This is a genomic window from Enterocloster bolteae (assembly GCF_002234575.2).
In the GTDB taxonomy this organism is placed as follows: Bacteria; Bacillota; Clostridia; order Lachnospirales; family Lachnospiraceae; genus Enterocloster; species Enterocloster bolteae.
The window spans coordinates 4,424,130-4,444,718 of the sequence record NZ_CP022464.2 but is presented as its reverse complement, the minus strand read 5'-3'; the positions used below and the strand labels follow the sequence as shown (position 1 = coordinate 4,444,718).

Sequence of the window (20,589 nt, the reverse complement as noted above, 5' to 3'; positions counted from 1 at the left end):
CGTATGAAAGATGGAAAGTTCGACCTGAAAACTTTTCTGGATAATATAGAGCTGTATATATCGGCTGTGTTATTCATAGCCCTTACCGTACTGCTTTTTGCAAACGTGTTCTGCCGGTATGCGCTGAAGCATTCTTTTGCATGGGTGGAGGAGGTTGCGACCATTGCCTTTGTGTGGATGATTTGGTTTGCCATGTCCGCGGCTGTCACCAAAAGAAAGCACCTGCGCATCGACTTTATACTTGAAATGGTTCCGTTTAAGGTGAAAAAGGCAATGCTTGTCATCTCCAATCTGGTCTTTGCTGCTTTTGATATATATTTGCTGTATATTGTCATGACCATTATCAGGAGACTTGGAAACAGCCAGACCACGCTGCTGAGGCTTCCCCAGCAGATGGTATACGCCATTATTCCTATCGGGCTGGTGCTCAGTGTCGTAAGAATCGCGCAGGATACCATAAAACTCATGCATGAGAATGAGGCCAATCTGGGCGCTTCCAAGCCTGCGATGGACCTTGATGAATGTGAGCGGATTTATCTGGAAAAGAAGGCGGCAAGGGAGGCGGCTGCTGTGAAGGGAGAGGTGAGATAGTGGCTACAGGTGTTATGTTTATTGTAATGTTTGGTCTCATGTTCCTTGGTGTGCCCATTGCAGTGGCAATGTTCATCAGTATGTTTGTACTGATAAATGTTGACCCGGTTACCACCAGTTCATTCATTGCCCAGACTACATATGGAGGAGTTGCCAGCTTCACCAACCTGGCTCTGCCCTTTTTCATGATTTCGGGTACCATCATGGAAACAGGGGGTCTGTCCAAACGTCTGGTGAGTGCAGCCAATTCAATCATAGGCGGTGTTACAGGTTCCCTTGGAATGGTTACGGTCATAGCATGCATGTTCTTTGGCGCAGTGTCCGGTTCCGCACCGGCCACAGTGGCGGCCATCGGCGCCATCATGATACCTATGATGGTGCAGGAAGGGTACAGCAAGTATTATGCAACAGCTCTGGCATGCTGTGCTGGCGGTCTGGGAGTCATTGTGCCTCCCAGCTATCCTCTGGTACTCTACGGCGTCACCTGTAATCAGTCGGTAGGAGATTTGTTCATTGCCGGACTGCTCCCATCCTGCGTGGTGGGCGGAGTACTTATCCTTATCAATTATGTATACTGCAGGAAGCACCGCCTGAAGGGCGAGAACCATTTCCATATCAAATCAGCGGTCAGCGCCTGGTGGGACGCAAAGTGGGCGTTAATCATGCCGGTTATTATACTCGGTGGAATTTACGGAGGCTTCTTTACTGCGACGGAGGCAGCGGTGGTGGCTGTTGTGTACGGCATATTTATCGGATTCGTGGTATACCGGGAGTTGAAGATTGAGAAGCTCTGGGCCGTGTTCAGGGACAATGCGGCGTTTATAGCAGGCACCATGTTCATCATGTGTCCGGCAAAGGCAACCGGTTCTGTATTCGCGTATCTGAACATCAACCAGACCATTGCTGATTTCATGTTCAGTATCTCCAGCAATTATTATGTGGTTATGTTCATGATATTCATTATCATGTTTATTGTGGGAATGTTCATACAGACAACGCCGGCCATAATCATTCTGGCTCCCACCCTTTTATCCGTTGTAACCCAGGTGGGATGCGATCCCATTCACTTTGGTATCATCCTGGATTTGGCCCTGGCTATTGCATTTGTAACACCGCCTGTGGCAATCAACCTGTTTGTGGGTTCATCCCTGACAGGCATCAGTATAGACAAGATAACAAAGGCCGAAATGCCCCTTCTGTTTGGCCTGATAGCAGCATTTTTCGTGGTGGCATTTATTCCGGCCATTTCACTCCTGCTGCTTGGCAGGATATGATGGCGGGGATGATAACAGGGATGATAGCGGGGATGACGCGGGTGTGATGCAGGAGATAACGCGACGCAGGCGTTACGCAGACTATAGAGCCGGTCATCCCGGACAGACTGGAGAAATTAGACTAAGCATCAGGAGGAAACATGGATATCCTATATCTTTCCATAGTGTTTCTGGTAATTGTTGTGATTATATGGCTGAAAAAGCCGCTGTTTGTGGCAATGATAGGGGGGATAGCAGCTACCATTATTTTGTTCCGGGTCAATCTGAAGGACGCGGCGGTTGTTCTGGGAAGGCAGACAGTGGCCTGGGATACAATAGATGTGCTGCTGAGCTTCTATCTCATCATATTTCTCCAGCTTATGCTGGAGAAAAAAGGAAGGCTGACAAACGCGAAGGATTCATTTAACCGCCTGCTCAGGAACCGCAGAATGAATACCATTGTATCACCTGCAATTATGGGACTTCTTCCGTCTGCGGCAGTCATGACAATCTGCGCGGATATGGTAGACAGGACATGCGGGGAATACATGGATGATAAAAACAAGACGTTTGTATCCTGCTATTACAGACATATACCGGAAATGTTCCTTCCAACCTTTCCGGCGGTCCTCTTGGGACTTACACTTAGCGGACAGAATGCGGGGGTGTTTGTGCTGGCCATGATTCCTATGGTGGTGGCGGCATGTCTTGTGGTATATATTACACATTTAAAAGGAATACCCAGGGAAATGCCCCTGCTTGAAGAGACCATTGATAAGAAAGCGGAAATTATCAATCTGGTGAAAAACCTGTGGACCCTGATAGCTGTGCTCTTAATCATTATTATATTTAATCTTTCCGTGTGCATAGCCGCGCCCCTGGTAATTGCTTCCAATTATATATTTGATCATTTCAGCTTAAAAGATCTTCCGGATCTTATGGTGAGGTCTGCGGAACCCATATTATTGGGCAACATGTACCTGATAATGCTTTTTAAAGGCATATTGTCGTATACCGGCGTCATAGGGCTTCTGCCTGATTTTATAGGACAGTTTCCTATTTCCATGACAATGTCCTTCGGCCTGCTGTTCTTTATCGGCACAGTTATAAGCGGCTCCCAGACAATCATTGCTCTTTGCATGCCCATGGCGTTTTTGGCGTTTCCCCAGGGAGGGATTCCGTTTCTTGTCATGCTGATGAGTGTCGCGTGGGCTGCAATGCAGATATCTCCCACACACGTCTGCTCCTTTGTTGCGGCTGATTTTTACCACACCACACTGGGAGACATCGTTGTGAGGGCCCTTGGACCGGTCATTATATTTTCAATTATTGCATATGGTTACGGACTGCTGCTGGGGCAGATTTTCTATTAGCGGATTTATAAACAAAAGCTCATGATACAAGGAGGAAAAATATGAAAATAACAAGCGCGAAGTTATTCCTGGCCGAATACAACCGTTATGAAACGCCTGAGTTTCCTAAAAAGAGTAAGGTGGTGGGAATCCGTATTTACACAGATGAAGGAATTTACGGGGACGGAGAGGTGGCGGGAATTCATGCAACCTACGGGGCCTTTGGTGTGATAAAGGATATGTGGCCTTTTATCTCGGGAAAAGACCCCTTTGACAATGAGGTGCTGTGGGACCAGCTGATGCTCAGAACCTTTTGGGGGCAAAACGGCGGTGCCTTCTGGTACAGCGCAGTCAGCGCCATTGATATCGCTCTGTGGGATATCAAGAGCAAGGCGCTAAATGTGCCGTTATATAAACTCCTGGGAGGAAAGCGGCGGGATAAGGTGCGCTGCTATGCCTCACAGCTGCAGTTTGGATGGGGGCCAATAGATTCCCCGGCCGTAACCGTACAGGATTATGTGGACAGGGCCAGGCTTGCCCTTCAGGATGGTTACGATGCCATTAAGATTGATTTCCTTAACTGGGATGAAAAGGGCAATATATTGAATGAGACCAACCGTCTGGGCCTGCTTCCTCCTGAGCTTGTACAGGTTTTCTCCGACCGTGTCCATGCTGTCAGGGAGGCCATAGGCCCCAAGGTTGACCTTATTATTGAAAACCACGCGGGAACCAATTCCAATTCGGCAATCCAGCTGTCGGCAGCAGTCCAGGACTGTAATATTTACTATTTTGAGGAGCCTAACACGCCGGTATTCTACAATAACAAATATGTAAAGGATAATGTGAAAATGCCGCTGGCCCATGGGGAGCGGGTGTTCGGCCGATGGGAATACATACGGTATTTCATGGATAATTCCATTCAGGTAATCCAGCCGGATATCGGCAATGCCGGCGGAATCACTGAAACAAAAAGAATCTGCGATATGGCGTATACCTTTGATGTGGGTGTTCAGATTCATACATGCGCGTCCCACCTGCTGACGCCGCCGTCTGTACAGCTTGAGGCATGTATACCTAATTTTGTCATTCACGAACAGCATATGCGCAGTATGAATCCTTCCAACCAGGAACTTACAGCAAAGGTAGTGATGCCGAAGAATGGGTATCTGGACGTGACGGACGATATTGGCATTGGAAACGAATGGTCTGACAAGGCGCTTGCATCGGAAGACCAGATAACACTTAATTAAAGGGGGAAATCAGAAGATGAAGATTACAAGTGTGGAATGCTATAAAGGAGCATTCATAACGGTTAAGGTAAACACGGACGAGGGAATCAGCGGTTTTGGCGAGGCCGGGCTTTCCTACGGCAGCTGCCAGAACGCGGCGTGGGGAAACTGCCAGGATTTTGCCAAGATGGTCATTGGAATGGATCCCTTTGACACGGAAAAAATTTATGAACATCTCCACCGCCATACGTTCTGGGGCATGAACGGGGGCGTTACGGTATCTGCCGCTATGGCCGCCATCGACATTGCCTGCTGGGATATTAAGGGAAAGGCATTGGGGCTGCCTGTTTATAAGCTCCTTGGAGGAAAGACCCATGATTCCCTCCGGGCGTACGCCTCCCAGCTGCAGATGGGGTGGAGGACCCTTATTACAAAACTGGACCGGTCTGAGCTTCAGTTTGAACCGAAGGATTACTATGACGCTGTAAAGGATGCCATGGCGGACGGATACGATGCAGTTAAGATTGACCCGTGCTTTGCCGGATTATCAAGAGAGGATTTTAACCAGGCGTACTTAAAACGCGGCGACAATCTGAAGGGAGCTTATCCGGAAGCATTGAGGAAAATTGCGGTGGAGCGCATTGCGGCTGCCCGTGAGGCGGGAGGGGACGAGCTTGACATTATCATAGAGATCCATTCCACCCTTGACGCCAACACGGCCGTGATTTTAGGAAAATCCCTGGAGCCTTACCGCATCATGTACTATGAGGAACCTACCATGCCTTCCAATCCTGAGGTATTTAAGCATATCAAGCAGAAATGCGATATCCCCCTTGCAACCGGTGAGAGGAGCTATACGCGCTGGGGATTCAGGCAGTTCTTTGAGGACAGGACACTCAGCATCGCCCAGCCTGACCTGTGCAATACCGGCGGCATCACGGAAGTAAAGAAAATCTGCGATATGGCCAATGTATATGATATCGGCATCCAGCTTCACGTGTGCGGCGGCCCCATTGCCACGGCGGCCGCCCTCCATGTGGAGACCGTCATACCTAATTTTGTCATTCATGAGGAGCACTGCGCTAATTTCAAAACAGATTACCAGAAAGCGGGGAAATACGCCTGGGCTCCGGAAAACGGCAGATATGTGATGAATGAACGGCCCGGAATCGGCCAGGAGATGAGCGAGGAGGCCATGGCTTCCTATGCCAGGGTGGTAGTTGACTAGATTTTTGAAAGCAGGCGGTAAAACGCCTGCTTTTCCTTATGAAGGGCGGCAGTCTGCATGAGGGGAGAGCCGTCCGGGCTTAAACAGGAATGGATTCCGGTACAGGCCGGCACAGATTCTGTTTTTCAGATGGTGCTTTTCCTCCCGGAATGTGATAAAATAACTAGAATATCGAACCAACATACAAAATTCCGGAGGTAACAGTATGAATAAGATGGAACATATAACCGTTGTGTATTTCAGCCCCACAGGCGGCACCAGGAAGGCCTGTCTCAATCTGGCTATGGAGATGGGGAAGAAGGTCAAGGATGTGGACCTTTGCAGCCTGGAGGGAGAGTATTCCTTTGGGCCGGAGGACACCGTGATTGTGGGCGTGCCCGTGTTCGGCGGCAGGATACCCGGATATGCGGCGGAAAAGCTTACATACCTGAAAGGCGGCGGGGCAGTGGCGCTGACTGCGGCAGTCTACGGCAACAGGGCCTTTGAGGATGCCCTTCTGGAACTGGATGACTGCTTAAAGGCCCAGGGGTTCAGGATTGGGGCAGGGACAGCGCTGCTGGCAGAACATTCCATGGTACGGGATGTCGCGGCCGGCCGGCCGGATAATCAGGACCGGAAGGAAATGGCTGACTTTGGGGCCAGGATACTTGAAAAGCTGGAAGAGGAGGGCTGGCAGGAGCCTCAGGTGCCGGGAAACCGTCCTTACCGTGACTGGAAGCAGATGCCGGTGATTCCCCTTACCAACGCATCCTGCATATCCTGCGGGCTGTGCGCTGCCAGATGTCCTGTGCAGGCTATCCCTGTAAGCAATCCTTCCTCCACGGACCAGGCGCGCTGCATCCTCTGCATGCGCTGTATTTCCGTCTGTCCGGTGAAGGCCAGAAGCCTGCCTGAGCAGGCCTGTGCCATGCTGGAGCAGAAGCTTTCCCCTGTCAGGGATATCAGACGGGAAAATGAGCTGTTTTTATAATCCCCCCTATTGAATCCTGACGCATTTCAGATTATAATTTTAGGATGTAGTTGTAAAAGGATGGAAATATATGATGGGTGATGGAGCAGACAGGCTGGCTGTCATTGGTATGGGATGGATTGGGGCGTATATGGTTCCCTGCTACAGAAGCCTGCTGGGAGAAGGATATGAAAAGCGGATGTTTGCGGTGAAGGCCGGTTCCAGGGGGATTGAAGAGCTGAGGCACAGATACGGCTTTGAAATCATAGCGGGCAATTGCCTGGATAAGCTGAAGGAATATAAGCCCGGCATACTGGTGCTTTCCGTCAGGCCCCATGAGGTGGCGGGAGTGGCAGAGGATACCATAAAGCCCTATGTAAAGTACCGCAGGGAACAAGGGGGTGGAGGGCTGCTGCTGTTGTCCTTTGCTCCCAGTCCGCGTCCTGAATGGTATACCAGGATCCTGGGTGACGGTGTCAGGACCGTATGCATCCTGCCGGCCATGGAGACTGTGATCGGCGGCCTGGATGTGTATTCACTGGCTTTCAATAAGATTACATACGACCCCGGCTGTCCTCCCGGCAGGGAGCAGCTGGACGCGGTCAGACAGTTTCTCAAACCCCTAGGACAGGTATTTGAATGTACGCCGGATGAATCCCTGCGTCTGCTGTCCATGAGCATTACCTATCATATGCTGTACCTCTTATGTTTTGGGCTGGAACCGCATTATGGGGATGAGAGCGGTCAAGGCGGCTGCGCCCGGGCGGCCGGCATCCTGTATGCGCTGAACCGCAGAAGGCTGGGCCTTCCCGGTCTTATTACGCCTGCCGCAGCGCCGGACGGGCGACAGATGGACGGGCGACAGATGGACGGGCAGCAGATGGATAGGCTGGCCTGGCTGGAAAAGGGCTGGTATGAAGGCGCCCTGGCCTTTGCCCGCGGGGCGGGCGGGGAGGCCGGAAACAAAGCCGGACCATATGACGGCCGGGAAGGCGGAAACGGGAATGGGAATGGAACCAGAGCAGGAACGGCCGGGAACGCGGACATTATTGCCCCCAGGTCCTTTGAGCTGCATCTTCTTTCTTTGCAGCTGGAGACCAGAGAGTTCCTGGAAGCAAAGCTTAAGGACCACGCCACGCCGGGGGGCATGACGGAGGAAGCGGTCAGTGGATTCAGGCAGCTCTGGACAGGGAAGGACTGGATGGACGGGGATGTGTCCATGGCCTATGATATATCCTACAGGCTGGCGGAACTGGTTTATAAAAAAGGGAAGGCATTGGAGAAAAGAAGATGAAGACGAAGAAAACCCTGAAAGAAACCGTGGTGGAGGGAATCTACCGGGAGATAGAAGAAGGCATCTATAAGCCTAACGATATCATCCATGAAGGGGAAATCATGGAAAAGTACGCCATGAGCAAATCACCGGTGCGGGAGGCCCTTATTGAGCTGTGCAAGGATAATGTCCTGAAAAGTATACCAAGGGTGGGCTATCAGGTGGTTCCTGTGACCCTGAAGGAGATACTGGATCTTCTGGAATTCAGAATTGATGTGGAGACAGGCAACCTGAGGCGGCTGTGCCAGAGAATTACCCCTGAGCAGATAGAAGATTTAAGACAGCTGGATACCATCACAAAGGATAACCATGAGAGGATGGTGGCCATTCATTGGAACCGGAACACGGATTTTCATTTGAAGCTCTGTGAGATGGGCGGGAACGGTTATATATGCGATGTGATTGCCGCAGCCCTTCAAAAATCCTGTTCGTATATTTCCCAATATTTCCAGACAGCCTGGAAAAAGAACGCAGAATCCAACAGCTTTTATCACAGGGAAATCATTGAAGCCCTGGTAAAACATGATACGGAGCGGGCCGTGGAAATGCTCCAGAAGGACATACTGAATGTGAAAGAGCAGATTCAGGAGAACTATTCCCTTTGAGAACAGGCCCCTGGATACGGGAAAATGCATAAATACTAAGGATGTAAGATTGATGCCGTCAATTTTACATCCTTTTTTTGAATAAAAATTGCATACAGCGTGAAAATAAACAAAAATTATGTCGGATGATAAAATTATTTTAATAAAATGGATAAAAAATATTTGACACGGCTTGTCGGCAGTGTTATAATCACGATTAGTAAGATTACTAATCACATTAGTGATATGATTAATGGAGGAGACAGCCATGACAAAAAAAGAGAGAGTGACAGCAGCTATCCGGGGAGAAGAAGTTGACAAGATACCCAGCGGATTTTCCCTGCATTTTCCTAAGGAATCAGCTTTTGGAGACGCGGCCGTAAAAGCCCATCTGAAATTTTTTGAGGAGTCTGATACAGACATCCTTAAAATCATGAATGAAAATCTGGTTCCCTATATGGGCGAGATTAACAATGGAGCCGATTACAGCATGGTAAAAGAGATGACCATGGAGGACGGCTTCATGCAGGACCAGGTGGAGCTGGTTAAGAAGATTCTGGCCGGATGCGACAGGGATGCATTTATCCTGGGCACACTTCACGGTATTACCGCATCATCCATCCATCCTCTGGAAAAGATGGACCCCAACTATACATACGACCAGGTAAGGGAGAAGCTCTGCCGCCTGCTGCGTGAGGATGAGGATACGGTTCTGGCAGGGATGAAGCGCATTGCGGACGTGATGTGCGAACTGGCAAGAACATACATTGAGCTGGGCGTGGACGGCGTGTATTATGCGGCTCTGGGCGGCGAGACCAGGTTCTTCACGGATGAGGAATTTGAGAAATGGATTAAGCCCTTTGACCTGCAGATTATGAAGGCCATCAAGGATGCGGGAGGATACTGTTTCCTTCACATCTGCAAGGACCAGCTGAACATGGACCGCTATAAGGATTACGGCCCCTACGCGGACGTGGTGAACTGGGGCGTATATGAAGCACCCTTCAGTTTAGAGGACGGACGGAAGATGTTTGCTGGAAAGACCATCATGGGCGGCCTTCCCAACCGCCACGGCGTACTGGTGGACGGACCGGCAGAGGCAGTGAAGGAAGAGACAAGGAAGGTCATCCGGGAATTCGGAAGAACTCATTTTATTCTGGGAGCTGACTGCACCCTTGCAACAGAGCAGGATATGGACCTTTTAAAGGCAGCCGTAGAGGCAGCCAGGGAATAATGTAACAGTGAATATCAAAAGGAGGAACAGAGAATGATGAAAAGAAAGTTAGCAATGGCACTTGCGGTATCCATGGTGGTGGGCTCCCTTGCAGCCTGCGGCGGCAAGACCGACCAGGCAGGCACCACCGCGGCGCCCAAGGCAGAGAATGCCCAGGGTGACCAGAGCGGGGCGGCAGACGGGGGCGCAGAGGCAGCGGACAGTGAAAAGACCGTATATCCCGCAGGAACCCTGGTGGTTTACGCCATGGGAAATCCCCAGTACAGACAGCAGTGGTTTGAGACATGGCTGGAGAACCACAAGGATATTGCGCCGGATGTGAAGATTGAGTTTGTCCAGACAGAGGGAACCGCGGACATCCGTGAGAAGATTACCATGACAGCACTGTCGGGAGCCACCGAGGATCTTCCCGACGCAGCTATGCTGGACCCTGTAACCATCATGGATTTGGCAGGCGCAGGCCTTTTAAAGGATGAGACTGAATATCTGACTCCTCTTCTGGATAAGATGGTAGATGGAGCCACCACAGACGCCACCATCGGCGGACGCATCTATGCGCTGCCGGATTCCGTAAGGCCCCAGGTGCTGTTTTACAACCAGGACATCTTTGACAAGTACGGCGTGGACGCAGAGCAGATGAATACCATGGAAGGCTACATAGAGGCAGGACGCCAGTTAAAGGAAAAGAGCAACGGGGAAGTTTATCTTTCCTACATCGACCCAACCAGCAAGACCTGGAGATACTGGGGCCGCAGGGGGCTTATGCCGTCAGCTGGCGCTAAAATCTGGGATGAGAACGGAGAAGTTGTAATCGGCAGCGACGAAGGAACACAGAAGGCATTAGGCGCCCTGGATACCATGAATTCCGAGGGACTTCTTTTAAAGACCACCATCATGGAGCCGGCTCTTTATGACGCCATCAACAAACAGCAGGTAGCTACTTTCTGCATCGGTGCTTTCTGGGATGAATTCATGAGAAAGAACTGCGAAGCCACCAAGGGACAGTGGAGAGTCATGTCAGCTCCTGCGTTTGAAGGCGTTGACAAGGCAGGCGCTCCTGTATCCCAGTACATGGCCATCATCGAGAAGGGCGATAATCCTTATTCAGAGCTGTTCCGCCAGATGTGGTATGATTTCACCTTTGACACCCAGGCAAAGGAAGTATGGGTCAATTCCATGGAAGAGCAGAATGCTCCTTATTCCAACCCAGTATCCAAGGAAATGCTGGAGGATCCATTCTGGAAAGAGCCATCTGACTTCTACGGCGGCCAGTCCTTCCGCGAGATGGAGGGCAAGTGCCTTGAGAACGGCGCTGCAAACCTGGTGGTAACACCTCAGGATGCAGAGGCAGATGAAATCATTTCTGCTGAGCTGGAGAAGTACGTGGCAGGCAACCAGTCCATGAGCGACGCTATCGCCAACATGGATAAGAACTTAAAAGCTAAGATCGGCAAGGCTGAAATCAGCCAGTAATGCAAAAAAGGCTCCCGCCCCGAGGAGGGAGCCTTTTATAAACCTTAAGGAGGAGGCAGCGAATGTTAAAAGCACTGAAAAAATACAGGGCTCCCTATTTGTTTATCATGCCCTTTTTTATCCTGTTTCTTGTATTTCAGCTGGTGCCCACCATATGGACATTCTACATCAGCCTGACAAACTGGAAGGGAATCGGGACTCCGGATTTCTGCGGATTTGACAATTACAGGAAAATGCTGATTGACGATATGTTCTGGGAATCCCTGGGCAACACAGTGGTCTACTGGCTCACCGGACTGGTATTCATTATCTGCTGTGCCCTGCTCATCGCGTCCCTGTTAAACAGCAGATACTTAAAAAGTAATTCCGCCAGGGCATTTTTCAAGACGGCTACCTTCCTTCCGAATATATGTGCAGCCATTGCCATGGGTCTTATTTTCCGAATGCTGTTTGATGAGAACGTGGGTCTGGTCAATGAGGTGGTGACAATATTCGGGGGCAGCAAGATCCCCTGGCTTACCAGCACCACATTTTCAAAGATACCTGTTATTATCCTGAATGTCTGGAGATATACACCATGGTTCACCATGATTCTCTTATCGGGACTGCTCAACATATCCAAGGATTACTATGAGGCAGCCACGGTGGACGGTGCCAACGGGTGGCAGCAGTTCTGGTTCATCACCCTGCCGTCCTTAAAGAATATCCTGTTTTTCTGTTCCGTGACACTGACAGTGGATATGTGGAAGCTGTTCAATGAATCCTATATCCTTCCAGGACCGGGAACCTCCAACTCATCCCTGTTCCAGTACATGTATGAGTCAGGCTTTAATGTATTCAACATGGGTTATGCATCGGCAATCGGCGTTATCCTGATTCTTATTCTGATTGTCATATCCATCATCCAGTTTGTGGTAAGACACAAGCAGGGCGAAATATAGAAGGAGGGAATAAAATGAACAGAAAGAAAAATGCGTCCACGGTCCTGGTATACGGCGTACTGATATTCATCACCCTTATCTGCCTGTTTCCCATTGTGTGGATGTGCCTGATTTCCATAAAGAGCACCAGTGAGAGCATCACGGGATTTAATTCCCTGATGGTGTCAAATCCCACCATGGCTAACTTTAAGCGTCTGTTTGAAATGATTCCTGTTGGACAGAATGCCTTCAACAGCGTGTTCACCACCATCATGGGAACCATTACCTCCCTGTTTTTCTGCGCCCTGGCAGGCTTTGCCTTTGCAAAATACAGGTTTCCGGGCAGGAAATTCCTGTTTTACTTTGTCATTGCCACCATGCTGGTGCCGCCGGAGGTGGGAAGTGTGCCTTTGTTCATCATCATGAAGAAGGTGGGACTGATTAACAGCCTGTGGTCCCTGGTAATCCCCAGGATTGCCACGGCAGTGGGTATCTTTTACATGAACCAGTATATAACTGATGTGCCGGATGAACTGGTGGAGGCGGCCAGGATTGATGGATGTTCCGACTTCGGCATCTTCACCAAAATCATTCTTCCGGTTATCAAGCCGGCCATGGCGTCCTGGGGAGCCATCACCCTGATTGCCAGATGGAACGATTTCTTCTGGCCTCTGCTCTACTTAAGGAAGCAGGCAAAATACACGCTGATGGTGACGATATCACTGCTGCCGGTCAGCGAGGGATTATCCACCCCGTGGCCCGTTATACTGGCAGGCACCACCCTGGTTATCATACCTATCATCATCCTGTACCTGATTCTGGAGAAGTTCCAGAAGGCCGGTATGATGGAAGGCGCTGTTAAGGGATAAGTGCATCTTAAAAGAAACATATATAAAAGCACATATATAAAAGTACATTGACAATCCAATGTTTTTTGCCTATGATTATGGCATAAGCAAAGACAGGAAAAGCAACAGCATTTTCAGGAATATTGCATAGGCAGTAAGCCTGGACGGACAGCGAGTCGCTGCCCGGAGTGAATAGCAGAGGGATAAGTCCGCAAGCTGCGCCGTGGTACATCCGCACATTTCATGTGCCCGCCGCTTTGCGGCCCGGTACCCCTATGCATCTTACGGTATCCGGATACGTGTTGCTTCTCCTGTCTTTGTTTTTGTAATAACTGTTTGATTTGTCAGGAATTAATTTGGAAATTGATCTGTGAAATGATCTGGAAAATGACCCGGAAAATGACCCGGGAAATGATCCGGAGAATCGGCATGGGTTCCAGGAGGTAAGAGATATGGCCCGGACGGATTTGTGGAAATATTGCAGCGCTGAGCAGTGCAGGGAGATGATGATTTCCTTCCGGCTGATAGGGGCCGGGGACTGGCCTCCTGAAAAAATAATGGGCTGTCTCTATGCCCTCAGTAATCACGCGGAAAAACATTACCAAAGGGTGAACATTCCCAAGAGAAGCGGCGGCTTCAGGACCCTGCTGGTGCCGGATCCCCTTCTGAAAAATGTGCAGAGGAATCTGCTTCATCATGTGCTGGACGGATTTACAGTGTCCGACAGCGCGGCGGCTTACAGGAAGGGGGCTTCGGTGGCTGCCAACGCAGGGAAGCATCAGGGCAGGAAGATTGTCATGAAGATGGATATTGAGGATTTTTTTGGGAGCATCACCTTTCCCATGGTGCTGCATCACGCATTTCCGACAGCCTATTTTCCACCGGCAGTGGGTGTCATGCTGGCCTCCCTTTGCTGCTGCCATGACCGTCTGCCCCAGGGAGCGCCTACGTCTCCGGCCATTTCCAATCTGGTGATGAAGCCCTTCGATGAGTATATGGAAGCCTGGTGCGGGGAACGGGAAATTGTATACAGCAGGTATTGCGATGACATGACATTTTCAGGTGTTTTTGATGGTTCTGAGGTGAAGGGAAAGGTATACGGTTTTCTCAGGTCCATGGGATTTGAGCCTAATCTGAGGAAAACCCGGATTCTGACCAGGGGAACCAGGCAGGTGGTGACCGGCCTGGTGGTGAATGAACGGGTCCGGGTTCCCGCCCCCTACAGAAGACGTCTGCGGCAGGAGATTTATTACTGCATGAAATATGGGGCAAAGGAGCATCTGACGCGTACCGGAAGGCAGGCATACCTGAATGATGGGGATGGGGGAACCAGACGGTATCTGGAGTCTCTGCTGGGCAAGACGGCCTATGTGCTGCTGGCCTCAGGGGATGGGGATGCCTGGTTTCGGGAGGCCCAGGTGAAACTTAGGGAGATGCTGGGGCAGGATATGTGTCTTTAACCGCTGTCAGCCTAAGATATTAGTTTATCAAATTTCTTTTCCGACAGTATCTCATGGGTTAAGAGTTCTCCATCGCGAAACAGTGAGAATGTTGTAAAGGGAGCCGGGGCGTTTTGGGCGTCCTCTCTTGTCTGTATATGCACGGTTTGAAGCTCCACATTTCTTTCTTTGGCTGTTTTTTCCAGAAGCGGCACATATTTTGCCGTAAAGGGACATTGGCTGGTGTAGTACAGGACCAGGCCCTTTGGCATGTCCTCACGGTTTTTAGCCGTATGTCTGAAACATGGTTTGTCAGCATTTCTGTCAAAGGCCAGATACATCAGTTCAAAATAGGGGCCTGCCGCGTCTGCGGTTTCAAACCCTTTATATTTCAGATATTCAGGGTCGGAAAGATATCCCATTTTTTTCTTTGAGGATAAGATAACAAGTCCTTTTTTACCTTTTTCCTTACTGTCCCGGATACATTCGTCCAGCAAAAGCGTTGAGTAGCCAAGTCCCTTAAACTGTCCGGATACCCACAGGCAGTTGATATACATATACCCGTCCGCTTCTATCGGCGCCCAGGCGTATTCAGCGGGAATATACTCAATAAAGCACTTTCCCCTCACATTGCATTTTAAGAATATAAGTCCCTCGTCAAGTCTTTCTTTGAGCCAGGCTTTTTTTGTCATGACCTGAATGTCTTTGTTGTTTGATATGGCACAACAGATATGTTCCTGTTCAAGGTTGCCGTGTGTTATTTTGATAAGCTCCATTTCCTTATTCCTCCGTATCGTATGCCTGTATCATAGGGCCTGGCCTGATGGGCGGTTTCTATGGCTCATCATGTGCCGGCTCCCTGAATTTAGTGATTCGCCAGATTGGTCCTTCAGGGCCTTTTTCTATAAGGATAGAACATTGAATATGACAACAGTATGTCATGTTCTTTCGTTAAGGGAATATATAATATTGAGCGAAATACTGGCGCGGATGTCTGCTGAGGGGCCGGGATCATGCTGTGGCAGCATGCTTCCGGCCCCAGTGATTTTTGCAGCGGAGAGATTTTGACGGAAGAGTCCTACAGCCCCTGTATAACCGGCTGTATCTGCCTGCCCTCCAGGGCCTCCTTAAGGGTATCCTCTATGAGTCCGGTATGGGCAATCATGGAGGTGGGCTTTTTCACCGGATCATCCTGGCCAAAGGGAACAAAGTAAATGTTCTTCATGTTGAACAGCAGGCCGATGTTCTTAAGGTTGATGCCAAGGGCATCGTTGGTGGATACGGATATCACCAGCGGCCTGCCGTTTCGCAGATGTGCTTTTGCAGCCATAAGGACCGGAGTGTCCGTGATTCCGTTGGCCAGTTTGGCCAGGGTGTTGCCGGTGCAGGGAGCGATGAGGAGGACATCCAGGTACCCCTTTGGACCAATGGGTTCGGCCTCCTCGATTTTCAGTATTGGCTTCATTTCCGTGATGGATGTGATCCGGTCCATAAACTGGCCGGTATCCCCGAAACGGGAGTCCGTGGACTGGACGCTTCCAGAGAAGACGGGGTGTAGGATGGCCCCTGTCTCCTTCAGATGCCTGATTTCCTGTTCTATTTTTGCAAAGGTGCAAAAAGACCCGGTGACGGCCAGGCCTACATGTTTTCCTTTTAATTCCATAGTATTCTCCTTATTCCTTACTGAGTCTGTGAATCCCGGATATACTCCATGACGGCCTCATAAAGAATCAGGGCAGAGGAGAGGGGTGAGCAGCGGCCGGGAAGTCCGGGACATAATCTGGCCCGTATATTCCGGCGTTCAAGGGCTTGGAAATCCACCCCTCCCGGCGCGGAGGCAATGTCGATGACAGCCGCATTTTCCTGAACCTGGTTTGCCAGGGCAGCGTCCAGTACCAGGGACGGTATGGTGTTGAAAATAAAGTCAGATTCTCCTATGACGGCGCCCAGTTCCTTTAACAGGCAGGTATCGTATCCCAGACAATGGGCCGGGACCAGCCGGGAGGCATTGCGGCCCGCCACGGTTACGCGGGCTCCCATGCCCTTTAGCCGGTCGGCCAGAATGGCGGCGCATCTGCCGTACCCGGTTACCAGGCAGCGGCTTCTGTAAAGATTTACCGGACTTAAGGATATGGCCTCTGCAACCGCACCTTCTGCGGTGGCAACCGCATTTTTCCATGCCACGTCCTCCATCTTCATGAAATCATGGCAGGGAATGGAAAGAAGGTCACAGCGCTCCCTGACAGCGGAAGGGATATTCCCTCCAAAGAGTATATGGGTGTTTTTCAGGCAGGCCGTGAAGGTCTGTATTTCCAGGCCGGGCAGGCTGTTTTCTGAGAAAATGGTTTTACCGTCCTTGGTAAAGGGAACGGGGCAGAGGATGATATGGGAATCTTCCATGGCTTCCCTGAGAGAGAAGGGGGAAGAGGGTCTGTCATAGTAAAAGCAGGTACTGGAACCGGACTGACTGAGAAGCCAGTTCAGGCAAACCTGCCTGGAGTCTCCGCCCAGTATGAGGAATTGATGCATGGATACTCTCCTTATGAGATTGGATTCATATTGTCACTATATGACAGAAGGAAATAATTGGTACCATAAAGACGGGTTTGTCATATTTTCATAGTATAATGATTGAATCGGGGGACTGATGTTTATGAGTCACAGTATTTTTGAGGGCAGCGCTGCGGCAGTGGTGACGCCCATGAACGGATATGGAAATCTTGATTTTGATGCCTTTGGAAGGCTTCTGGAATGGATGATAAGGGAAGGCACGGACGCTGTGGTGGTGAACGGCACCACAGGGGAGTCGGCCACCCTGGACGACAAGGAAAAAATGGCTGTTATCCGCTACGCCGTAAGACAGGTGGACGGCAGGATACCGGTGATTGCGGGTACGGGGAGCAACTGTACGGAGCATGCGGTGGAGCTGTCCAGAAAGGCCCAGGAACTGGGGGCGGATGCCCTGCTGCAGGTGACTCCCTATTACAACAAGGCATCCCAGGAGGGGCTGGTGCGCCATTTTACCCAGGTGGCGGACCATGTGAGCATACCCATCCTTTTATACAATGTGCCCAGCCGTACCGGGGTAACCATACAGCCGGAAACCTACAGGATTTTGTCGGAGCATCCCAATATACGGGGGACAAAGGAGGCCAGCGGCAACCTGTCCCTGATTGCCAGGACAGCAGCCCTGTGCGGGCAGGGATTTGACATCTATTCAGGCAATGATGACCAGACCGTACCCATCATGTCTCTGGGCGGCAAGGGTGTGGTGTCGGTGCTGGCCAATATCATGCCGAAAGAGACACATAAGATGTGCCGTCTGTACCTGGATGGGGATGTGAAGGAGAGCAGACGGATGCAGCTTCAGCTTCTGGAAATCATGGAAGCCCTGTTCTGGGATGTAAACCCCATACCAGTGAAGACGGCCCTTGGCCTGATGGGGGTCTGCGGGGATGACCTGCGCCTTCCGCTGACACCCATGGAGCCGGAGCAGAGGGAGAGACTGGCAGAGGTTATGAAACGGCAGGGAATCAGCCTGAAAAAAGAATTGCATAATCAGACAAATCTGCTATAATAAAGGGAGTGAAAGAATAGCAGTTTGGAGCTTTATGCACAGAGAATCAAAAGCCGGCGATTGCCCGGCTTTTATCTTTGAGGACGTTATTCTTGAAAAAACATAACCATTCAAAAAAGGGGGCATATCATTGGACCAGAATCAGCTTCACTATGGGATATCACTGAAATTATATTTTGAAAAAAAGGCATTCGGACCCGGCATGTCGGTACTGCTGAGGGGAGTGGAATCCACCGGTTCCCTCCAGGGGGCGGCCCAGGCCATGAACATGGCTTACAGCAAAGCTTGGAAGATGTTAAAGGAGTCAGAAAAGGCATGGGGGTTCATGCTGACGGAGCGGGAGACAGGAGGAAGGGACGGAGGCGGCTCCACCCTTACGCCTCAGGCAGTCCGGCTTCTGGAGGCATACGACGCCTTCATGGCAGAGACAAGGCAGGAACTGGACCGGTTATTTGAACAGCACTTTTCACAGGAATGGGTGGAAGAGCTGAAGCAGTCAGCTGAACAGGCAGACGAATAATTAAAGATGGAAGGAAATGGATGTAAAATGACGGAACGTGCAAAACAACTGGTAATTGTAAGAGGCGGCGGTGATATTGCCACCGGTACCATCCACAGGCTTTACCGCTGCGGATACCCGGTGCTGGTGCTGGAGTCGGGATACCCCTCGGCAATCCGCAGATGCGTGGCCTTTTCCGAAGCAGTATATGACGGTACGTCTGAGGTGGAGGGAATTACCTGTATCAAGGCTTCCGGCTATGAGGAAGCCTGCGCCATCATGGAGCAGGGAGCAGTGCCCGTCATGATTGACGAGAACTGCGCAGTGCTTGAAAAAGTGCGTCCCTGGGCTCTGGTGGATGCCATACTGGCCAAGAAGAACCTGGGGACCACAAGGGACATGGCGGATAAGACCATCGGCCTCGGGCCGGGCTTCACAGCCGGTCAGGATGTGGACCTTGTGATAGAGACCATGAGAGGCCACAATCTGGGACGCATCATTGGAAACGGAAGCGCTGCCCCCAATACCGGAATTCCCGGAGTCATCGGCGGCTATGGGGCAGAGCGGGTCATCCATGCCCCGGCCAAGGGGATTTTCTTTGGCAAGGCCCTGATTGGGGACATGGTGGAGCAGGGCCAGGCCATTGGAGTCATTGTGACCGGACAGGGCGAGGTCACGGTGGAAGCTTCCCTGACAGGGCTTTTGAGGGGTATCATAAAAGACGGGTATCCGGTAGTGAAGGGATTTAAGATCGCTGACATTGATCCCAGAAAAAGTGAATATGAAAACTGCTTCACCATATCGGACAAGGCCAGATGCATCGCAGGCTCCGTGGTGGAGGGCTTACAGATGCTGGAGGTGAAGCAGGGGTATTGATTGAAAAGCCTATAGGGCACAGACCGCGCATTTTTCTTCCAGGATTTCAGTGAGGGCTGTGCCGCTGCTGGTATGGCAGCGGACGATCTCCGTGCCGTTTCCCACCTCGTCCAGGGCGCAGCGTATCATTTTGTGGGACACAGTGTTGGTAAACAGGACCAGCAGGTCAGGACTGCCAATCTGTTTATCCAGGCTGGCGCTCATCTGGGTAAATACCTTTGCCTTACATTTGTAATTCCTGCAAATCTTCTTATATTGGCTTACCATGCGGTCATGGCCTCCGATAATGACAACGCTCATGTAAAATCCTCCTTTTTTGGTGTCCAGGTGGTTAGTCAGAACTAACTATGTAATGACATAATACAATAATTTTGTAAAATTGTCCAGCCCTTTACATGAGAAAGTTTATCATGTTACCGGGGTATATTTTGCGTTGTTTCGGCAGCAGGACTTTGAAATGATTCTGAAAACCCACCGAAGGAATGCCGCCGGCCGGAGTGCCGGAACCTTTGCCGGCTTACGTGCCGGATACCTTTGTCGGATGCCTGCATTTTACAAATAGGGAAAAGTGTGATATACTATATAGATACCCCGTTAACACTTGAACAGTATCTGTTCGGAAAGGTGGGAATTTGTTTAAAAAAGGAGAATATATTCTCTATGGAACTGTAGGCGTATGCCAGGTGGAAGGCATATCGAAACCTGACTTCTCTAATAATGACAAGGTGTATTACAGCCTTGTACCGAAGTTTGACCAGGATACCACCATCTATATACCGGTGGACAGCCCAAAGGTAAAGATGAGGGAAATCATGACCAGGCAGGAAGCAGAGCAGTTCATACTGGCCCTGCCGTCTGTTGAGGGAAAGCAGTATGCAAACGACAAGGAAAGACCCCAGGCATACAGGCAGATCCTTGAGTCCGGCGATTGTACTCAACTGGCATCTATGATTAAGGAGATATCAGAGATGGAGCAGAACCGCAGGGGAAAGGGAAAGCCCTTGTCCATCCGTGAGCGGGACGGCGTAAAGAGCGCCCGGAAGCTGCTGTTTGGAGAACTGGCCACTGCCCTGGATATCTGCCCGGAGGAGATACCGGACTATATTACCAGCCAGATTGGTGAAGCGTGATAAAACTGTGAAACATTTAACTATTTTATTTTAATCTGAACTGTGGTAAAATCTTGAGTTGGAAGAATCAGATT

General features: G+C 50.4%; 21 protein-coding genes. 17 read left to right on the top strand and 4 right to left on the bottom strand.

Features of this window, described 5'->3' with window-relative positions; all coding sequences use genetic code 11:
• The first annotated feature begins 3 nt into the window (after positions 1-3).
• From CGC65_RS20550 to CGC65_RS20485, 13 genes are all read left to right on the top strand, one after another.
• The gene (locus CGC65_RS20550; protein ID WP_002569598.1) at positions 4-591 is read left to right on the top strand and encodes a TRAP transporter small permease; all 588 of its coding nucleotides are present in this window, start codon (positions 4-6) and stop codon (positions 589-591) included.
• Entirely contained in the window at positions 591-1,865 is a 1,275-nt protein-coding gene (locus CGC65_RS20545; RefSeq protein WP_002569597.1) for a TRAP transporter large permease, read from the top strand. Before CGC65_RS20550 ends, CGC65_RS20545 begins: the two co-directional genes overlap by 1 nt.
• Before the next feature lie 140 nt (positions 1,866-2,005).
• Positions 2,006-3,217 carry a DUF401 family protein gene (locus tag CGC65_RS20540; protein WP_002569596.1) on the top strand — a complete coding sequence of 404 codons (1,212 nt, stop codon included), beginning with the start codon at positions 2,006-2,008 and terminating at the stop codon, positions 3,215-3,217.
• 41 nt (positions 3,218-3,258) lie between these two features.
• A complete protein-coding gene (locus tag CGC65_RS20535) occupies positions 3,259-4,446 on the top strand; it encodes a mandelate racemase/muconate lactonizing enzyme family protein (RefSeq protein WP_002569595.1) in 1,188 nt (395 codons plus the stop codon).
• 16 nt (positions 4,447-4,462) lie between these two features.
• Positions 4,463-5,653: a mandelate racemase/muconate lactonizing enzyme family protein gene (locus CGC65_RS20530; protein ID WP_002569594.1), complete on the top strand. Its 1,191-nt coding sequence runs from the start codon at positions 4,463-4,465 to the stop codon at positions 5,651-5,653.
• A gap of 205 nt (positions 5,654-5,858) precedes the next feature.
• Entirely contained in the window at positions 5,859-6,623 is a 765-nt protein-coding gene (locus CGC65_RS20525) for a 4Fe-4S binding protein (RefSeq protein ID WP_002569593.1), read from the top strand.
• A gap of 70 nt (positions 6,624-6,693) precedes the next feature.
• Positions 6,694-7,896: a hypothetical protein gene (locus tag CGC65_RS20520; protein WP_002569592.1), complete on the top strand. Its 1,203-nt coding sequence runs from the start codon at positions 6,694-6,696 to the stop codon at positions 7,894-7,896.
• Positions 7,893-8,540 (top strand): GntR family transcriptional regulator, encoded by a 648-nt coding sequence (locus CGC65_RS20515; RefSeq protein WP_002569591.1) that lies wholly within the window; start codon positions 7,893-7,895, stop codon positions 8,538-8,540. The genes CGC65_RS20520 and CGC65_RS20515 overlap by 4 nt, the downstream gene beginning before the upstream one ends.
• 247 nt (positions 8,541-8,787) lie before the next feature.
• Positions 8,788-9,753 (top strand): uroporphyrinogen decarboxylase family protein, encoded by a 966-nt coding sequence (locus CGC65_RS20510; RefSeq protein ID WP_002569590.1) that lies wholly within the window; start codon positions 8,788-8,790, stop codon positions 9,751-9,753.
• A 33-nt stretch (positions 9,754-9,786) separates the two neighbouring features.
• Complete coding sequence (locus CGC65_RS20505; protein WP_002569589.1) at positions 9,787-11,226, top strand: ABC transporter substrate-binding protein; 1,440 nt, start codon at positions 9,787-9,789, stop codon at positions 11,224-11,226.
• A 62-nt stretch (positions 11,227-11,288) separates the two neighbouring features.
• The gene (locus CGC65_RS20500; RefSeq protein ID WP_002569588.1) at positions 11,289-12,167 is read left to right on the top strand and encodes a carbohydrate ABC transporter permease; all 879 of its coding nucleotides are present in this window, start codon (positions 11,289-11,291) and stop codon (positions 12,165-12,167) included.
• A 14-nt stretch (positions 12,168-12,181) separates the two neighbouring features.
• On the top strand, positions 12,182-13,015 hold the full coding sequence (locus CGC65_RS20495) for a carbohydrate ABC transporter permease (protein ID WP_002569587.1): 834 nt from the start codon (positions 12,182-12,184) through the stop codon (positions 13,013-13,015).
• Positions 13,016-13,446: 431 nt separating this feature from the next.
• Positions 13,447-14,454 (top strand): reverse transcriptase domain-containing protein, encoded by a 1,008-nt coding sequence (locus CGC65_RS20485; protein ID WP_002569586.1) that lies wholly within the window; start codon positions 13,447-13,449, stop codon positions 14,452-14,454.
• Between the two features lie 11 nt (positions 14,455-14,465).
• On the opposite strand, the gene CGC65_RS20480 is transcribed toward CGC65_RS20485, so the two are convergent.
• The 3 genes from CGC65_RS20480 to CGC65_RS20470 form a co-directional block, all read right to left on the bottom strand.
• The gene (locus CGC65_RS20480) at positions 14,466-15,209 is read right to left on the bottom strand and encodes a GNAT family N-acetyltransferase (RefSeq protein WP_002569585.1); all 744 of its coding nucleotides are present in this window, start codon (positions 15,207-15,209) and stop codon (positions 14,466-14,468) included.
• A 302-nt stretch (positions 15,210-15,511) separates the two neighbouring features.
• Positions 15,512-16,096 carry a dipicolinate synthase subunit B gene (locus CGC65_RS20475; RefSeq protein WP_002569584.1) on the bottom strand — a complete coding sequence of 195 codons (585 nt, stop codon included), beginning with the start codon at positions 16,094-16,096 and terminating at the stop codon, positions 15,512-15,514.
• A gap of 17 nt (positions 16,097-16,113) precedes the next feature.
• On the bottom strand, positions 16,114-16,962 hold the full coding sequence (locus CGC65_RS20470) for a dipicolinate synthase subunit DpsA (RefSeq protein WP_002569583.1): 849 nt from the start codon (positions 16,960-16,962) through the stop codon (positions 16,114-16,116).
• Positions 16,963-17,086: 124 nt separating this feature from the next.
• On the opposite strand from CGC65_RS20470, the gene dapA reads away from it, so the two are divergent.
• The 3 genes from dapA to yqeB all read left to right on the top strand — a co-directional run bounded on the left by dapA (position 17,087) and on the right by yqeB (position 19,385).
• Positions 17,087-18,010, top strand: coding sequence for a 4-hydroxy-tetrahydrodipicolinate synthase (dapA, locus tag CGC65_RS20465; protein WP_002569582.1), 924 nt, complete (start codon positions 17,087-17,089; stop codon positions 18,008-18,010).
• 130 nt (positions 18,011-18,140) lie between these two features.
• Positions 18,141-18,530 (top strand): winged helix-turn-helix domain-containing protein, encoded by a 390-nt coding sequence (locus tag CGC65_RS20460; RefSeq protein ID WP_002569581.1) that lies wholly within the window; start codon positions 18,141-18,143, stop codon positions 18,528-18,530.
• A gap of 27 nt (positions 18,531-18,557) precedes the next feature.
• Entirely contained in the window at positions 18,558-19,385 is an 828-nt protein-coding gene (gene yqeB / locus CGC65_RS20455; protein ID WP_002569580.1) for a selenium-dependent molybdenum cofactor biosynthesis protein YqeB, read from the top strand.
• Positions 19,386-19,394: 9 nt separating this feature from the next.
• Here yqeB and CGC65_RS20450 read toward each other — a convergent pair whose 3' ends face one another.
• Complete coding sequence (locus tag CGC65_RS20450) at positions 19,395-19,685, bottom strand: DUF2325 domain-containing protein (protein WP_002569579.1); 291 nt, start codon at positions 19,683-19,685, stop codon at positions 19,395-19,397.
• Positions 19,686-20,017: 332 nt separating this feature from the next.
• On the opposite strand from CGC65_RS20450, the gene CGC65_RS20445 reads away from it, so the two are divergent.
• Positions 20,018-20,515: a CarD family transcriptional regulator gene (locus tag CGC65_RS20445; RefSeq protein WP_002569578.1), complete on the top strand. Its 498-nt coding sequence runs from the start codon at positions 20,018-20,020 to the stop codon at positions 20,513-20,515.
• Positions 20,516-20,589 lie beyond the last annotated feature (74 nt).

What these genes read in the sequence shown, in the direction of transcription:
- yqeB (WP_002569580.1), top strand. Translation starts at nt 18,558, where the DNA reads ATGACGGAACGTGCAAAACAACTGGTAATTGTAAGAGGCGGCGGTGAT.
- CGC65_RS20495 (WP_002569587.1), top strand. Translation starts at nt 12,182, where the DNA reads ATGAACAGAAAGAAAAATGCGTCCACGGTCCTGGTATACGGCGTACTG.
- CGC65_RS20450 (WP_002569579.1), bottom strand. Translation starts at nt 19,685, where the DNA reads ATGAGCGTTGTCATTATCGGAGGCCATGACCGCATGGTAAGCCAATAT.
- CGC65_RS20475 (WP_002569584.1), bottom strand. Translation starts at nt 16,096, where the DNA reads ATGGAATTAAAAGGAAAACATGTAGGCCTGGCCGTCACCGGGTCTTTT.
- CGC65_RS20550 (WP_002569598.1), top strand. Translation starts at nt 4, where the DNA reads ATGAAAGATGGAAAGTTCGACCTGAAAACTTTTCTGGATAATATAGAG.
- CGC65_RS20540 (WP_002569596.1), top strand. Translation starts at nt 2,006, where the DNA reads ATGGATATCCTATATCTTTCCATAGTGTTTCTGGTAATTGTTGTGATT.
- CGC65_RS20505 (WP_002569589.1), top strand. Translation starts at nt 9,787, where the DNA reads ATGATGAAAAGAAAGTTAGCAATGGCACTTGCGGTATCCATGGTGGTG.
- dapA (WP_002569582.1), top strand. Translation starts at nt 17,087, where the DNA reads ATGAGTCACAGTATTTTTGAGGGCAGCGCTGCGGCAGTGGTGACGCCC.
- CGC65_RS20510 (WP_002569590.1), top strand. Translation starts at nt 8,788, where the DNA reads ATGACAAAAAAAGAGAGAGTGACAGCAGCTATCCGGGGAGAAGAAGTT.
- CGC65_RS20515 (WP_002569591.1), top strand. Translation starts at nt 7,893, where the DNA reads ATGAAGACGAAGAAAACCCTGAAAGAAACCGTGGTGGAGGGAATCTAC.
- CGC65_RS20470 (WP_002569583.1), bottom strand. Translation starts at nt 16,962, where the DNA reads ATGCATCAATTCCTCATACTGGGCGGAGACTCCAGGCAGGTTTGCCTG.
- CGC65_RS20530 (WP_002569594.1), top strand. Translation starts at nt 4,463, where the DNA reads ATGAAGATTACAAGTGTGGAATGCTATAAAGGAGCATTCATAACGGTT.
- CGC65_RS20485 (WP_002569586.1), top strand. Translation starts at nt 13,447, where the DNA reads ATGGCCCGGACGGATTTGTGGAAATATTGCAGCGCTGAGCAGTGCAGG.
- CGC65_RS20535 (WP_002569595.1), top strand. Translation starts at nt 3,259, where the DNA reads ATGAAAATAACAAGCGCGAAGTTATTCCTGGCCGAATACAACCGTTAT.
- CGC65_RS20525 (WP_002569593.1), top strand. Translation starts at nt 5,859, where the DNA reads ATGAATAAGATGGAACATATAACCGTTGTGTATTTCAGCCCCACAGGC.
- CGC65_RS20500 (WP_002569588.1), top strand. Translation starts at nt 11,289, where the DNA reads ATGTTAAAAGCACTGAAAAAATACAGGGCTCCCTATTTGTTTATCATG.
- CGC65_RS20520 (WP_002569592.1), top strand. Translation starts at nt 6,694, where the DNA reads ATGATGGGTGATGGAGCAGACAGGCTGGCTGTCATTGGTATGGGATGG.
- CGC65_RS20480 (WP_002569585.1), bottom strand. Translation starts at nt 15,209, where the DNA reads ATGGAGCTTATCAAAATAACACACGGCAACCTTGAACAGGAACATATC.